Annotated in this window: 11 protein-coding genes and 3 pseudogenes; 4 read left to right on the plus strand and 10 right to left on the minus strand. The window is 71.1% G+C overall.

Annotated elements, in window-relative coordinates:
* Positions 1 to 69: 69 nt before the first annotated feature.
* The 10 genes and pseudogenes from OG370_RS00380 to OG370_RS00425 all read right to left on the minus strand — a co-directional run bounded on the left by OG370_RS00380 (position 70) and on the right by OG370_RS00425 (position 9,226).
* Entirely contained in the window at positions 70 to 537 is a 468-nt protein-coding gene (locus tag OG370_RS00380) for a hypothetical protein (RefSeq protein ID WP_328459334.1), read from the minus strand.
* 450 nt (positions 538 to 987) lie between these two features.
* Positions 988 to 1,980, minus strand: coding sequence for an aldo/keto reductase (locus OG370_RS00385; protein ID WP_328459336.1), 993 nt, complete (start codon positions 1,978 to 1,980; stop codon positions 988 to 990).
* 681 nt (positions 1,981 to 2,661) lie between these two features.
* Positions 2,662 to 3,066 (minus strand): hypothetical protein, encoded by a 405-nt coding sequence (locus OG370_RS00390; RefSeq protein WP_328459338.1) that lies wholly within the window; start codon positions 3,064 to 3,066, stop codon positions 2,662 to 2,664.
* Between the two features lie 154 nt (positions 3,067 to 3,220).
* Positions 3,221 to 4,194, minus strand: a pseudogene (locus tag OG370_RS00395) (IS5 family transposase).
* Between the two features lie 191 nt (positions 4,195 to 4,385).
* Positions 4,386 to 4,775 carry a hypothetical protein gene (locus tag OG370_RS00400; RefSeq protein WP_328459340.1) on the minus strand — a complete coding sequence of 130 codons (390 nt, stop codon included), beginning with the start codon at positions 4,773 to 4,775 and terminating at the stop codon, positions 4,386 to 4,388.
* A gap of 186 nt (positions 4,776 to 4,961) precedes the next feature.
* Positions 4,962 to 5,063: pseudogene (locus OG370_RS00405) on the minus strand (MarR family transcriptional regulator); the annotation flags it as partial.
* A gap of 27 nt (positions 5,064 to 5,090) precedes the next feature.
* Complete coding sequence (locus OG370_RS00410; RefSeq protein ID WP_328459342.1) at positions 5,091 to 5,459, minus strand: hypothetical protein; 369 nt, start codon at positions 5,457 to 5,459, stop codon at positions 5,091 to 5,093.
* A 149-nt stretch (positions 5,460 to 5,608) separates the two neighbouring features.
* Positions 5,609 to 6,385: a copper homeostasis protein CutC gene (locus OG370_RS00415; RefSeq protein WP_328459344.1), complete on the minus strand. Its 777-nt coding sequence runs from the start codon at positions 6,383 to 6,385 to the stop codon at positions 5,609 to 5,611.
* Positions 6,382 to 7,905, minus strand: coding sequence for a M81 family metallopeptidase (locus OG370_RS00420; protein ID WP_328459346.1), 1,524 nt, complete (start codon positions 7,903 to 7,905; stop codon positions 6,382 to 6,384). Before OG370_RS00420 ends, OG370_RS00415 begins: the two co-directional genes overlap by 4 nt.
* 70 nt (positions 7,906 to 7,975) lie before the next feature.
* Complete coding sequence (locus OG370_RS00425; protein ID WP_328459348.1) at positions 7,976 to 9,226, minus strand: ROK family transcriptional regulator; 1,251 nt, start codon at positions 9,224 to 9,226, stop codon at positions 7,976 to 7,978.
* Positions 9,227 to 9,527: 301 nt separating this feature from the next.
* On the opposite strand from OG370_RS00425, the gene OG370_RS00430 reads away from it, so the two are divergent.
* The 4 genes and pseudogenes from OG370_RS00430 to OG370_RS00445 all read left to right on the plus strand — a co-directional run.
* Positions 9,528 to 11,339 (plus strand): peptide ABC transporter substrate-binding protein, encoded by a 1,812-nt coding sequence (locus tag OG370_RS00430; protein ID WP_328459350.1) that lies wholly within the window; start codon positions 9,528 to 9,530, stop codon positions 11,337 to 11,339.
* Between the two features lie 48 nt (positions 11,340 to 11,387).
* A complete protein-coding gene (locus OG370_RS00435) occupies positions 11,388 to 12,347 on the plus strand; it encodes an ABC transporter permease (RefSeq protein ID WP_328459352.1) in 960 nt (319 codons plus the stop codon).
* Positions 12,344 to 13,258 carry an ABC transporter permease gene (locus OG370_RS00440; RefSeq protein WP_328459354.1) on the plus strand — a complete coding sequence of 305 codons (915 nt, stop codon included), beginning with the start codon at positions 12,344 to 12,346 and terminating at the stop codon, positions 13,256 to 13,258. The genes OG370_RS00435 and OG370_RS00440 overlap by 4 nt, the downstream gene beginning before the upstream one ends.
* A pseudogene (locus tag OG370_RS00445) lies at positions 13,255 to 14,997 on the plus strand (dipeptide ABC transporter ATP-binding protein); the annotation flags it as partial. The gene OG370_RS00440 and the pseudogene OG370_RS00445, both read left to right, overlap by 4 nt.
* Between the last annotated feature and the right edge of the window lie 134 nt (positions 14,998 to 15,131).

The following is a 15,131-nucleotide window of genomic DNA, read 5'->3' on the forward strand; positions in this document are numbered from 1 at the left end:
GCAGCACCAACCCGGATCACCGACATCGTGACGGCCATCGTTGCCCTTCACCCTCAACCTGAGCTGCAGCTAAGGGCTCAGGTCCAGGCTGTTGGGGTACTCAGTGATCTTTTCTGGTGCCAGCACGCATGACTCTGGCACGTACCCCGGATAGTCCGCCTCGTACGGTTCCGGTGGTGTGGCAAGTATGTCGCCGACCTCTGCGGCCGATCGCCAGAACAGTGCGGTCGAGGGTTTGTTGTCCGGTTCGTGCTCGTACGGGCACCAGAGAATCTGGAGCAGATCAGCCTGCCCGGGCGGCTGCATCAGCGGTATGTCACGCAGGAAGAGCTGAGCCACCGGCAGCATCGGCACCGGGCATTCGGCGGGCCCGGGAGGTCCGGCGTCGGAGCGTTCAGCGAGCCACGCGGCATTGCGCTCTTTGAGTGCCTCCTCCTCGGGCGTCAGCGTGGCAGCGGGGCCATCGGGGCGCCACCGGTATTGCAGGCGTCTCTGGAGCCGAACTTCGGTCGGCGACTGGCGGAATCCCGTGTCCACATGCAGATGCGCGTCCTCGCAGCGAGGCCATGGCTCCTCAGCCGGCCACAGCAACGGCCCGCCGACCGAGCTGTCCCTGACCGGAGGCGACCCTGGGCGCGGATGCAGCCGCAACGCAGGCCGCGCCAGAGAAGCCAGCTCAGGAAAGACCGCGCTCACATCCACAGGCCGCGGCGGAGTAGTACGTATGAAAAACCATGCCGTTGATCTTGTCATCAGCAACCGACAGTCCCCTGCCGTCTCAACCCGCGTCAGCGTTCAGCTGGCTACAACGGCGAGATCGCCCCGGGCTCCGGCAACCGGGCGCGATCCTGGCCGTCGAGCAGGACGGGGCACCGCCGGCCCGACCCCGCCGGCCCGACCCCGGCGGGTCGTGACCGGCGAGGTCACCGGTGGGCGCGACGTCAACGACGCCGTCGGGCTGGACGTCGTGCGCGTCGAGCCCACCGGCTAACCCCGAGCGACTTCAGCGGTGTGCGCGGGGGTGTAGCGCTCGCCCATCACCTGGTAGCTCAGCGGGTCCAGCGCGGCCAGCGCCTCGGCGTCCAGGGTGAGCTCCAGCGCGGCCGCGTTCTGCTCCAGCCGGGCCGGGCTGCGGGTGCCCGGAATGGTCGCCACCGCCACCCCGAGCCGCTCGGCCTGGGCGTGCACCCAGGCCAACGCCACCTGGGCCGGGGTGGCACCCAGCCGGTCGGCCACCGCGCCCACGGTCGCCGCGATCTTCTCGTTGGCCTCGCCCGCCTCGCCGGCAAAGCGGGGGTTGGTGCGCCGGAAGTCCTTCTCGCCCAGCGTGGAGCGGTCCAGGGCGCCGGTCAGGAACCCCCGCCCCAGCGGCGAGTACGGCACCAGCCCGACCCCCAGCTCGGCCATCACCGGGGTGACCGCCTCGACGTCGCGGGTCCACAGCGAGTACTCGCTCTGCACCGCGGTGATCGGGTGCACCGCGTGCGCCCGGCGCAGCAGCTCGCCGTCGACCTCGGACAGGCCCAGATGGCGGACCTTGCCCGCCTCGACCAGCTCGGCCATCGCCCCGACGGTCTCCTCGATCTCCACGTCCTGGGGCGGGCGGTGGGCGTAGTACAGGTCGATCACCTCGACGCCCAGCCGCAGCAGCGAGGCGTCGCAGGCGCGCAGCACATAGTCCCGGGCACCGCGGATGCGGCGTGCCCGGTCGCCGGCGCTGCGGTCGATGCCGAACTTGGTGGCGAGCTGCACCTGGTCCCGGCGGCCGTGGATGGCCCGGCCCACCAGCACCTCGTTGTGTCCGGTGCCGTAGGCGTCGGCGGTGTCCAGGAACGTGATGCCCAGCTCCAGGGCCCGGTCGATGGTGGCCAGGCCGCCGTCCCAGTCGGCGGCGCCGTAGCTCTCGCTCATCCCCATGCACCCCAGGCCCATCGCGCTGACGGTGAGACCGGGCGAGCCGAGCGTGGTTCGGGTGATCATGCGCGGATACTCCTCCTGCCCGGCGGACCGGGCGGTACCTTGAGGGCTGACGAACGCTCCGACGCTAGGACTTGGAGCGGGCTCGAAGTCAAGCCGGAGGACCGGCCCCCGCCGGCGGGTCAGGCGCGGCGGGTGCGGGTGCGGGTGAAACGGTCCACCGGCAACAGGTCGCCACAGGGCCCGGACACACCGCGTAGGAGGTGACGTCCCGGCGGGCGGGCCCGCCGGTCGGGAGCAGCGCCCAGCACCGGATCGCGGTGGCCGTGGCCGAGGCCGAGCGGTGGCTGTCGGCGCCGCCCCGCGGCACCCTTCACTGCGTGCAGCACCGTGCCAGGCTCGTGCGTGCGCTCTACGAGCAGCGCGACCGGGTCGAGGAGGCAGTGCTACATGCCGCGGTCGCCGCGGTAGCGGCCCCCCGGCGCGGATTGCGTGCCCTGAGCCCCGGCTGTGGTGCCGGGTGGGCGCCGGTTTCCACGGTTCCGGTTGATGCTCGGATGCGGGATGCCGGTACGTGGCGGTCCGTACGCGAAGCACCAGGAGCCCGTGGGAAGTCTCCTCGCTTGCCGTCTACCCGGTGCCCGGAGATGATCCGCTGCGGCTGAGGCCCCTCCTCAAGCACGAGAGGCGCGAGCTCGCAGCACTGGCCCGGAGCCGGGGCGGGGCCCTGTTTACCCACCTCTCCTACTCGCCGAGCGGGATACCGCCCTTCTCCGGCAGCGGACTCGTACACGAGGACGCCGCCGCCCGCATGGCGCTCCCCGACCCGATGCCGGATGGGCGACCGCGGCTGCCGAGCGCGCCGGAGTGGCGAGGTCTGGACTTTGGCGACCCGGGAATGGAGATCCGTGAGGCGGTAGCCGTCGCGAAGCGGATGTACCGGATGACGAAGCCCCGCCCCCGATCCTGGAATTCCTCATCCACGACGCGTTCGCCCTCGCCGCCTTTTGCCCCCGGCGGACCGCGGCCCTCGTACTCCCCCGTCTGGCCGATATCCCGGCTGCCCAGGGCACCGACCGCGCCGACGTACTCGCGCTGGCGGCCGCCCTGCTCGAAGAGGACGCCCAGGCCCTTGAGGCGGCGGTGCACCGGGTGGCCACCTGGGACAGTGATCTCGCCGAGCAACTCGACAGCCCGCCTACCCCCCGGCCCCGAGCCGCCCGCGCAGCCCTGGAGGCCTGCGTCAGGCGAGATCTGCCCGACGCGGTGCGACTCCTCCCCTAGGGTCTGTATGGAGTTGTGATCAAGACTGTGATCCGAGGTGTCGGATCCAGAGCAGGCCGGCGCATAATTCGAGTCCGGCCTGGTAGCTTCCAGGCTTTTTGTCGTAGCGGACGGCGAGGCCGCGCCAGTCCTTGATCTTGTTGATGGTGCGTTCGACGCTGTTGCGGAGCTTGTACAGCTCCTTGTCGTAGGTGACGGGCCGTCCGCCACGTGAGCCGCGCTTCTTGCGGTGGGCGGCCTGGTCCTTCTTCTCGGGGATGACCGCTTTGATCCCGCGTTTGCGCAGGTGAGCACGGTTCTTGCGGGAGGAGTACGCCTTGTCGCCGGCGACTGCGCCGGGCCGGGTGCGGGGTCGGCCGACCGGGCCGGGGACGCGGATCTTGTCCAGGACGGGGATGAACTGCGGACTGTCTCCCGCCTGACCTGCGGTGATCTTGAGCGAGAGGGGCAGGCACTGCGGAACGCAGGACAGGTGCGTCTTCGTGGTCAGTCCGCCGCGGGAACGCCCCAGGTCAGCGGCGGCGAGCCGGACTCTGCGGCGACGCCTCACGCGCCGTCGTTCCTCCCGCTCCAGACCTATCTGCCCGTCTTGTTCCCCGCTGGCTCCCCTTTTTCAGCGGCGGCCTTCTCCAATGCGTCCAGAGTCCCGGGCTCCATGATCATCCCGGCGGCATCATGATGGGCCCTCGCCGTGGTCGAGTCCACGCTGACCAGCGACAAGTCCACCAGGCCCCGCCTCGCCGCCTCGGCGATCGCACCCTGGAACACCGCAGTGAACACCCCGGCATCCCGCCACTGCCGAAACCGGCCGTACACGGTGGACCAGTGCCCGAACCGCTCGGGCAACTCCCGCCATTTCGCCCCGTTCCGAAACCGCCACACGACGCCCTCGAAGTGCGCCCGCAGGTTCTCCGGATACGGACCGTACTCACCGACCGGCAGAAACGGGGAGACGAACTCCCACTCGGCATCCGAAAGTTGAGGTCGAGACACCCTACCGTTCTACCCCAAGGAGCCCGGCCCTCCCAGGCCGGGACCCCACGAGATCACAACTCCACACACGCCCTAGTGATCAAGTCCAAGGGGACGCCTGCGGAGGGTGTGGGGTGGGCGGCGGCCGAAGCCACCGCGAGACGGTCAGGCGGCGGGCTGCCGGCCCTGGTTGTCGAGGTGGCAGCGGGCGGTCAGGCGTCAGGGTCGACTTCGGGGCGCGTGAACCGCACGGGCTTGCCCAGCGAGCGGGCGTAGGCGATTTCGGCTCGGGTGCTGTCTCCGATGTAGTCGCCGACAACCAGCACCTCGTCAGCGAGCCGGATCTTCGCCCGGTGCAGAGCGTCGAGTCGAACCTTCAGCGCCTCGGCGTCGACAGGATCGGACCAGAGTTCGTGCGGTGACTTCAAGTCACAGCCCGGTTTGACGACGATCTTTCCGGCTTTGGTCTCCCGCAGATCGGCCTCGTTCATCTCGGTCATGAAGCGAGTGGAGCCGCAGATCACGACGATACGCGGGATGCTCAACAGCTTCTTCGCGTCGGCGAGCTTCTCCTCGGGGGTGAGCGGTTCCGGGTACGGCACTGGTTCCTCCTGGTGGTGTCCTGAGTGCCCGGCCTCTCCGCCGCGCTTCCGTGTCGGGGCCGGGCGAGCCCGCCTGAAGCCGGTTGGCTCTTGAGCTGAACATCCCCTGGAGGGTGCCCCGTTGGGCGGCTTGGAGATCGCGCCCCGACCGGCGACCAGCGACCGGCGCCAGCGGTCAGGGTCGGGGCGGCGCTCCACCAGGCCGCGCTGCTCCAGGCCGAGGAGTGTCAACCCCATCGCCTGCGGGGAGATCCCCTCGGCCCTGGCCAATGCACTCGCCGTGGACGGCCCGGCACGACTCGCGGTATTGACTGGCTACTCCTCGGGCTCCCAGCCGATCAGCTGCTCGAACACGTGCTGGTCGCCCTCGATCTTCAGGTCGCTCAGCGTGAGGCGGCCCCAGACGAAGAGGAGCAGCTGCTCGGCCGTGCCCGTGGCCGAAGCGGACGCGGGCGCGGCGTCGTCAGTGAGGGGTGCGGGCCAGGCGCCGGTTCCGTCCAGGGCGAGGAGCCAGGAGCGGCCCTCGGTGGCGTGGTAGTGGATGGTGGCGGCCGCGTGCGGCCAGGCCGCCGGGGTGGAGTTGCAGGTGTCGAGGAACTCCGCCACGCCGTCGATCGCGACATCCGCCGGCATCGGCTGCACGGCGCCTGCGGCGAGTTGGGCGTCGTAGGTGTGCACCAGCACCTCGTGCACCCGGCGCCGGGCAACGCCCCAGGCATTCGTCGATCCTCCCCGGGCCTGCCGGTCCGCGGCGCACGATACGGCGATCGCGAGGGGGAAGTGCCGCGCTGTGTCTGGGGAGGCGCACGACCCGGACGTCATGGCGGCGGGGCTCAGCGGTTGACCGTGTCGACCGCCGCCCGTGCCGCCGCCACGACGTCCGGGTCGGTGACGAAGTGGGTGTCCACGTCGGCCGAGGCGCTCACCGAACCCATCGGCACCCACGTCCCGCCACGCCGAGCGGGCGCAGCCCGCTTCGCCGACAAGTGCACCGCCGCGGCGCCGGTTTCAGCCAGCCGCGCCACGTCGCCGGGCCGGATGCCCGCACCGGCCATCACCTCGACGCCGGGAACAGCCGCGGCGATCTCGGCGATCGTCCCGGCACCGGCCGGCGCGGTCGCGGCACCACCCGATGTCAGGATGCGGGTCACTCCCATCGCTGCCGCTCGCACCGCGGTGGCCACCGGATCGGCCGCCTGGTCGATCGCCCGGTGCACCGTCACCTCGACCGGGCGCCCCATGGCGCTCCCGGCCTCAGCTGCCGCATCCATCAGCCTTCGCATCGCCTCGGCGTCCAGCGTGCCGCCCGCCGTCAACGCGCCGATCACCACCCCCGCGGCGCCCGCCGCCACCGCCTCGCGCACCTCGGCTGCCATGAGCGCCACCTCCTCCGCGTCGTACACGAAGTCCCCCGGGCGGCAGCGGACCAGGACGTGCACCGGCGGGCCGACCGCGCACGCCGCCTCGACCAGCGCACCCGACGGGGTCACTCCGCCCAGTTCCAGGGCCGAGCACAGCTCCACCCGGTCCGCCCCCGCCTCGCAGGCGATCCGGGCACCGGCAGCGCCGGCGACGGCGATCTCCAGCAGCAACCGGCGTGCGGGCCTCACTCGTCGTCCCCGGTCAGCGGCTCGTCGGAGGGCGCGATCAGGCGGGCGGTGAGGTCGGGCGCGGCCATGTCCGGGTCGAAGGGGAACATCGGACGGCGGATGCGGTGATGGCCCAGCCGCACCAGGTCCTGGTCGACGCCGCCAGGGGTGAGCGCCATCTTCCAGTCCGCGGCCATCGCGAACAGCTCGGGTTCGAGGTAGCCGATCTTGACGATGACGATGTCCGCGCCGCGCGGGTCGAGCGCCAGGTCGGTGAAGTCGTGCTCGTGGTGGTACGGCTTGCGCAGTGCCGTGAGGATCACGAACACGCTGCCGACCCGCAGCACCACCTCGGTCTCGGCGTCCCGGTCGCCGTCCCGTACCGCGTGCACGACGCCCGTCATCGTCAGCGGTCCCTCGTGCCGGTCGTCGACCTCGGCGCCTGCCGTCACCGTCACGGTCGCGCCGACTCCTGCCCGCCGTGCCTGCGCCACCGCCGCGGGGCCGGGCACGGAAGCGTACAGGACCGTCGGCCCGTCGGCGTCACGGAACTCCGGGCGGGCCAGCACCCGGGCCAGCCCCCACGTCACGTCTCCGGCCCCGCCCGCCGTGGGGTTGTCGCCGGTGTCGCTGACGAAGTACGGGCGCGCCGGCGAGGCCAGCGCCTCGTCCAGGCACTCGTCCAGGGTTCCGGTCGGCGCGACGAACCCGAACTCCCGCCGCCTGTCCCAGAACCCGCGGGCCAGTTGCTCCGCGCCCGCGGTGACGGCGTCCCGGGACGGACCGGTGACCACAACGACCGCGCGGTTGCGCGGCTCGTCGGCCCACGCGTAGCCGACCCAGATCGCCGCGTCGGTGACGCCGTCGAGCGCCTCCACCTCGCCGACCGCCGAGTAGACGCTCCTGGCCGGCTCGATCCGCGTCGAGGTCTGCTCGCCGGCCAGCAGCACCGGCACCGGCACCCACGCCTTGAACGGCTTGGGCGCGCCCGTCACCAGCAGGTCCACCAGGTTGCGGACCGCGCGCTCCTTGGTCTCCATGTGATCCTCGTGCGGTGCCATCCGGTAGCACGTGATCAGGTCGCTGCGGTGGGCCAGTTCGCGGGAGACGTTGCCGTGCAGGTCCATCGAGGTGGACACGATGACCTCCGGCCCGACCGTCGCGCGGATGCGGTCCAGCAGCACCGCCTCCGCGTCGTCGACACCCTCGACGGTCATCGCACCGTGGATGTCGTACCAGAGGCCGTCCAGCGGCGGCAGGTCCGCGAGCCGGGCGATGAGCTCGTCGGACAGTTCGGTGAAGGCGGCCGCGGTGACGGTGCCGCCCGGCAGGGACTTCCCGACCAGCGCGCCGTGCCAGTCGGCCGCCTCTCGCAGCGGTTGGTGCCGGGCAAGGAAGGGATAGCGCTCCAGCACCTCCTCCCCGCGCGACGGATGGAAGGCCGGAGCCTGGGTGCGGGCCGGGGAGAACGTCGAGGACTCGATGCCGATCCCGGCGATGGCGATGACCGGGCGGGCTACGGCGGTACGGGGATGCGGCATGGGCTGCTCCAGCGGTGGTCGGGGGGAAGGATGTCGAGGAACGGGGCCGCACGGCGCCCGCGGTGATCGTTCAGTCGTGGACGGGGGCCGGGCCGCGCGGACGTCCCAGGGACTGCAGGACGGCGGCCCCCGCGTGGGTCTCGGTCGCGTCGTGCAGCGCCTGCACCATGGCGCGTTGCAGTGCGAACAGGCCGGCGCCGAACAGCCCGGCGTCCGCGCCGAGGCTGGCCCGGGCGATGGTCAGGTGCTCGGTGACCAGGGGGTGGCAGCCCTCGTACAGGCGGCTGCGGACCGCGGCGACGAAGGGTTCCAGCGTGGACAGGATGCCGCCGAGGTACACCGCGTCGGGATTGAAGAAGTTCACGTTCGCGGCGAGGACGGTGCCCAGGTAGCTGCCGGCCTGGCGCACTGCCCGGGTGGCCTGCGGGTCGGAGTCGGACGCCAGCCGCACCACGTCCGCCAGGGACTCCACCTGCGCCCCGCGCCCGCGCAGGATGCGGACCAGCGCCGCACCGGAGGCGACGGTTTCCAGGCAGCCGGTGTTCCCGCACGAGCAGGGGGTGTCCCCGGCCGCGTCGATCCGGACGTGGGTGATGTCGCCCGCCGCGCCGGTGGCGCCCCGGTAGAGCTTCCCGTCGGCGATGATGCCGGTACCGATCGCGGAGCCGATTTTCACCATGATCGACTGCCGCCGCTCCACGGGCTGGACGGCGTGCTCGCCGACCGCCATGCAGTTGGCGTCGTTCTCCACCGCGGCCGGCACGCCGAACCGCTCCTGCAGCCAGTCCGCGACCGGGAACCTGTTCCAGCCGGGCATCCGTGAGGGCAGCGTGACGGCCCCCGACTCGACGTCCACCGGGCCGGGCAGTGAGAACCCGACGCCGCGCAGCCGTTCTCGCCCGTGCCGCCCGGCCAGCGCCTCCAGGGTCCCGGCCAGTTCGGGCAACGCGACCTCGGGACCGTCGGCGATGGTGAAAGGCACCGTCGAGACGTCCGTCAGCTCGCCGCCGGGCAGCACCACGCCGATGCGGGCGTGCAGACCACCGAGGTCGGCGGCGACCGCGAACTCGTCGGTGGCTCCGATCCGCAGGATCTTGCGCGGCCGGCCGCCGGTGGACGCGCGGGTGCCCTGCTCGGCGACCAGTCCGCGGCTGACCAGCTGACCGACGGTCAGCGAGATCGTCGACGGCGAAGCACCCAGGCGTTCCGCGAGTTCAGCACGGGAGGTCCCCTGCCCGGAGGCGATGAGTTCCAGCACACGCTCGGCCAGCGACGGCGTGCCTGGGGCCCCGTTCCTGTGGGGGGGACTTACTTCGGGCATGGTGAAACTTACTTCCGGAATGGGGGCTGGACGGCGATGACAGTACGCCCGGATCGCCGTGCGAGGAAGTGGCGCCCGCCACATCGAGAATCTCCGGGGGAGGTCGGAATCCCCCGTAAGTACCGGGAAAGCGGGCGTCTTCGGCCGAGCCGGACGACCTTTTTTCGAAACAGCAGAAACATACTTGTTATCGGCGGGGGTTTGTTTTTTCGCCCGGAGAGGCCGTTGACTGTTCCGCACCCACCGGTCCCAGACGTTTCCGGTATATCCGGTCCCAGCGGCCGTCCATCTGAGGAGAATCATGTTCCTTGTCCGCACGGCGGAACGCCGCCGCTGGGCGCTCGTTGCGGGCGCCGCGCTCGCAGTGGGCTCGCTGCTCGCAGGCTGCAACGGAGCGAACGGCTCGTCGTCCGCGTCGTCCGGTTCCATCAACTACGCGCTGCCCGCGAACTTCACCCCGAACTGGGTCCTGCCGATCGGCACTCCGGCTCACCTCAACACCAACAACGTCTCCATCGCCGCTTCCCTGTGGGAGCCACTGGTCGCCTACGACGGCTCCACCGGAGCAATCAACTGGAACAAGAAGGCGTCGATAGCCAGCGCCGCGGACTTCGCCCCGGACGGCAAGAGCGTCACCGTGACACTCGGCGCCCGGCACTGGAGCGACGGCAAGCCGATCACCTCCCGTGACGTCCAGTTCTGGTTCAACGTCATCAAGGCGAACAAGACGCAGTGGGCCGGCTACAGCGCCGGAAAGGCGCCAGACAACTGGACCGCCCTGAAGGTCCTGGACGACCACCGGTTCACCCTGACGTTCGACCGGTCCTACAACGACCAGTGGATGCTCGCGAACGAGCTGAGCCAGATCACGCCGCTGCCGCAGCACGTGTGGGACCGCACCTCCGCCTCCGCCGCGGTCAGTGACGCCGACAAGACCCCGGCCGGCGCCAAGCAGGTGTGGACGTTCCTCAACTCGGCGGCGAAGAACATCTCCAAGTACGCCTCGGACCCGCTGTGGAAGACCGTCAGCGGGCCGTACACGGTGCACTCGTTTTCCACCGCGGGCAAGGTCGTGCTCGCCGCGAACAAGAAGTACGACGGCGGCGAGAAGGCCCACATCCCGACGGTGAACCTGCTGCCGTTCACCACCACGGACGCCGAGGAGAACGCACTGCGCTCCGGGCAGGTCGACTACGGCTACATCAACGCCACCGACCTGGACCAGAAGGCGTCCTTCACCGGCCAGGGCTACAACGTCAAGCCGTGGACCGGCTGGGCGATCACGTACATGCCCTACAACTTCGAGAACCCCGCGATGGGGGCGGTCTTCAAGCAGCTGTACGCGCGGCAGGCCGTGCAGGAGTCCATCGACCAGGACAGCCTGGCCAAGGTCATCTTCAACGGCACCGCCGTCCCCGGCTACGGTCCGATCCCGCAGGCACAGTCCTCCGACTTCGTCTCGCCCGCGCAGAAGGACAACCCGTACCCGTTCTCCACCGCCAAGGCCAAGGCGCTGCTGACCGCGCACGGCTGGGCCGACCAGGGCGGAACGATGACCTGCGTGCAGCCCGGCACTTCCGTCGCCCAGTGCGGCGCGGGTGTCGCCAAGGGCACCAAGTTCCGCATGCAGGTGCTCTCCCAGTCCGGGTCCACCGTCACCGACAACATGATGAGTGCCATCCAGTCGTCGCTCGCCAAGACCGGCATCGGCTTCTCGATCAAGACCGCGCCGGTCAACTCGGTGCTCTCCCAGACCCCGCAGTGCACCTCCGACCAGGCGTCCTGCAAGTGGCAGCTGTCCTTCTTCGGCACCGCCGGCAGCTGGTACTTCCCGGCGTTCCCGACCGGTGACTCGCTCTTCCAGACCAAGGCCGGGTCGAACTTCGGCAGTTACTCCAACCCGCAGGTGGACAAGCTGATCGCGGAGTCGACCACCTCGACGTCCAACACCGCCGTCCAGCAGTACAGCGCGGCCCTGGCCAAGGATCTGCCGGTGATCTGGCTGCCCGAGCCCGACTACCAGATCTCGGTCATCAAGAACGGCCTCGGCGGCTTCGCCCAGGACTCGCTGGCCGACTTCCACCCCGCCCAGTGGCAGTGGACCGGCAAGTGAGCCCCCTCCGGGTCCCTCGACGGCACTGATCCAACCGTTCGGAAGTCGATGAACACTTACCTGTACCTGGCCAGACGCATCCTCCAGGCCCTCGCGGTGATCCTCATCGTGACAGTGGCGACGTTCTGCCTGCTGCACGCCCTGCCCGGGGGTCCCGCGCGCGGGATCCTCGGCCCGCAGGCCACCCCCCAGCAGATCGCGCAGTTCGACCACGCCCAGCACCTCGACCAGCCGTTGCCCGTGCAGTACGGCGCCTACCTCGGGCGCCTGCTGCACGGGGACCTCGGCACCTCCTACACGCTCAACGAGCCGGTCTCCCAGCTCATCGTGCAGCGCCTGCCCAAGACGCTGGTCCTCACGGTGCTGTCCGCGCTCGTCGGGCTCCTGCTGGCGGTGCCGCTGGGCATGTGGCAGGCCGTCCGGCGCAACAAGCCGGTCGACTACGTCATCACGACGCTGAGCTTCGTCGCCTACTCCACGCCCGTGTACTTCCTCGGCCTGATCCTGGTGCTGGTCTTCAGCCACATCCTGCCCTGGTTCCCCGCGCAGGCCCCGCAGGGCGACTCCCTCGCGCAGGTCTTCGCCGATCCGTCCGGACTGGTCCTGCCGGTGGTGGCCGGCGCCGCCTCCGTCGTCGCGGTCTTCAGCCGGTACATGCGAGCGGCCACGCTGGAGAACCTCTCCGAGGACTACGTCAGGACCGCCCGAGCCGGCGGCTCGCGGCGAGGCGCGATCCTGCGGCGCCACGTGTTCCGCAACTCCCTCACCCCGGTCGTGGCGATGCTCGGCTACTACGTGCCGGTGCTCTTCGGCGGTGCCCTCGTCGTCGAGCAGCTGTTCAACTACCCCGGCATGGGGCTGCTGTTCTGGACCGCCGCGCAGTCGTCGGACTACCCGGTGCTGCTCGGCTGCGTGCTGGTGATCGCCGTCGCCACCGTCGTGGGCACCCTCCTCGCCGACATCGTCCAGCGGATCATCGATCCCCGAGTGAAGGAGGGCCGCGCATGAGCGCCGTACTCCAGCCGGGCCGACTGCCCGGCGACGGGCCCTCGGCCGAGCCGATCGCCCCGGTCGCCGCCGGCGGACTGCGCCTGGCCGTACGCCGGTTCGTCCGCAACCGGCTGGCCGTGGTCGGTCTCGCCGTGGTCGTGCTGTTCTTCCTGTTCTGCTTCGTCGGCCCGCTGCTGTACTCCACCGACCAGATCCACACCACGCTCACCCAGGTGAACCTCGCACCGAGCGGCGGTCACCTGCTGGGCACGGACGCGGTCGGCCACGACGAACTCGGCCGGCTCATGTACGGCGGCAAGGTCTCCCTCGTCGTGGGACTGGCCGCGGGCGTCCTGGCCACCGTGATCGGCACCCTGTGGGGCGCGGCCGCCGGGTACGCCGGCGGTTGGGTCGACGCCGCCATGATGCGGGTCGTCGACGCCGGCATCGCGATCCCCGCGCTGTTCATCCTCCTGGTGGTCTCGGCCATCTCCACCCCGGGGGTCCTCGGGCTGATCGTGATCCTCGGCCTGGTCTCCTGGCTGGTCCCCTCCCGCCTGGTCCGCGCCGAGACCCTCACCTTGAAGAACCGCGACTACGTGCACACCCTGCGCGCCATCGGCGGCACCCACACCCGGGCCGTCGGGCGGCACATCCTGCCGAACTCCGTGTCCACGATCGTGGTGGCGGCCACCTTCCAGGTCGCCGACGCGATCCTGCTCGTGGCATACGTGTCCTACCTCGGGCTCGGCCTCCAGCCGCCGAAGACCGACTGGGGCGGCATGCTCTCCGCGGGCCTGACCGCCACGTACTCCGGCCGCTGGTGGCTGATCCTTCCGCCGGGCCTGGCCGTCATCCTCGTCGTGTGCGCGTTCAACGCCATCGGCGACGGGCTCCGTGACGCTTTCGACGTGAGGGGACGCCGATGACCACCGCCGAACACTCCACCGCAGCCGCGGCGGACGCCATCCTCGACCTGGACGACCTCGGCGTGGTCTTCTCCTCCGAGACCGGAGACGTGCACGCCGTGCGCGGCGTGTCGCTGCACGTCCGGCCCGGCGAGACCCTCGCCCTGGTCGGCGAGTCGGGGTCCGGCAAGTCCACCGTCGCGCTCGCCTCGATCGGCCTGCTGCCCGACAACGCCCGCGCCACCGGCCGGGCCCGACTGGGCGCCACCGACGTCGTCGGCGCCGGCGAGAACGACCTGGCCCGGCTGCGCGGCCGGACCGTCTCCATGGTCTTCCAGGAGCCGGCCACCGCCCTGGACCCGCTCACCCGGATCGGCGACCAGATCGCCGAGGTGATCCGCAACCACCGCCCGCTGTCCGCCCGCGAGGCACGGCAGGCCGCCGTCGAACTGCTGCACCGGGTCGGTATCCCCGATCCCGCCCGGCGAGCATCCGCGTTTCCCTTCGAGCTGTCGGGCGGCCAGCGCCAGCGCGTGGTCATCGCCATGGCGATCGCCAACGACCCGACACTGCTCATCGCGGACGAGCCCACCACCGCCCTCGACGTCACCGTGCAGGCCGAGATCCTCGACCTGCTGCGCCGCCTCGCGGCCGAGACCGGCACCGGAGTGCTGCTGGTCACCCACAACATGGGCGTGGTGGCCGACTTCGCCGACCGCGTAGCCGTCATGCTCCAGGGCGAGATCGTGGAGACCGGGCCGGTCGAGGACGTCCTGCTGCGCCCGAGTCACGACTACACCAAGCGGCTGCTGGCGGCGGTGCCACGGCTGACCGTGGCGGAACCCGGGGAGGGGCCCCGGCAGGGCGCGGTGCCGGCCGAAGGGACGGGTGCGCCTGCCCGTTCCGTGCCGGCTGCCGCGTCTTTGGCGCCCACCGAGTCCGCTGAGCCCGTGGTCGACCTGCGGGCGGCGACGGTGGTTTTCGGCCGCGGCCGCGGCGCGGTGCGCGCCTTGGACGACGTGTCCTTGAGCGTGCGGCCAGGTGAGACCGTCGGGCTGGTCGGCGAGTCCGGGTCGGGCAAGTCCACCGCGGCGCGGGTCGCGCTCGGGCTGGTGCGCCCCACCTCCGGCACGGTCACCCTCTTCGGCTCCGACCTGCGGCGGGTGTCCGCGCGGGCCCGCCGCTCCCTGCGGTCCGGCGTCGGTGTCGTCTTGCAGGACCCGGTGGCCTCACTGGACGCCCGCATGACGGTGGGCGAGTGCATCGCGGAACCGCTGCGCGTGCACCGTCGCGGCATGTCGTCCAAGGAGCGCCAGGCCCACGTCGCGGACATCCTGGACCGGGTCCGGCTGCCGCGTGGTTTCGCCCGGCGCACCCCGCGCGAACTGTCCGGTGGCCAGCGCCAGCGGGTCAGTCTCGCCCGGGCGCTCGTGCTGGACCCACGGCTGCTGGTGGCGGACGAGCCGACCAGCGCGCTGGACGTGAGCGTGCAGGAGGCTGTCCTCCGAGTGATCACCGAACTCCAGGGCGACCTGGGGTTCGCCTGCCTGTTCGTCTCCCACGACCTCGCGGTGGTCCAGAACTTCGCCGAGCGCGTCGTCGTGATGCGGTCCGGCCGCATCGAGGAGCAGGGCGCGACCGGCGTGACCCTCCTGCACCCCGAGACGGACTACACCCGCCGCCTGCTGGCGGCCGTCCCCGTCCCCGACCCGGTGGTCCAGCGCCGCAGGCGGGCCGACCGGCAGACCGAAGCGGTCCCGAGCGGACTTCCGGGAGCCGGAGGCACGGGCAGCCGGGACAGGGAGGCCGCTCCCGAGGGCGAACCCGGGAGCGGTTCCACCGGGAAAGGGACTGGCGGAAATGAATCGAACACCGGCGGATCGGGCGTGAACGC

It is taken from the genome of Streptomyces sp. NBC_00448 (genome assembly GCF_036014115.1).
Taxonomy (GTDB): domain Bacteria; phylum Actinomycetota; class Actinomycetes; order Streptomycetales; family Streptomycetaceae; genus Actinacidiphila.

Coding starts and splice junctions, on each gene's coding strand:
- OG370_RS00385 (WP_328459336.1), bottom strand. CDS start 1,980: ATGATCACCCGAACCACGCTCGGCTCGCCCGGTCTCACCGTCAGCGCG.
- OG370_RS00420 (WP_328459346.1), bottom strand. CDS start 7,905: ATGCCGCATCCCCGTACCGCCGTAGCCCGCCCGGTCATCGCCATCGCC.
- OG370_RS00425 (WP_328459348.1), bottom strand. CDS start 9,226: ATGCCCGAAGTAAGTCCCCCCCACAGGAACGGGGCCCCAGGCACGCCG.
- OG370_RS00430 (WP_328459350.1), top strand. CDS start 9,528: ATGTTCCTTGTCCGCACGGCGGAACGCCGCCGCTGGGCGCTCGTTGCG.
- OG370_RS00435 (WP_328459352.1), top strand. CDS start 11,388: ATGAACACTTACCTGTACCTGGCCAGACGCATCCTCCAGGCCCTCGCG.
- OG370_RS00440 (WP_328459354.1), top strand. CDS start 12,344: ATGAGCGCCGTACTCCAGCCGGGCCGACTGCCCGGCGACGGGCCCTCG.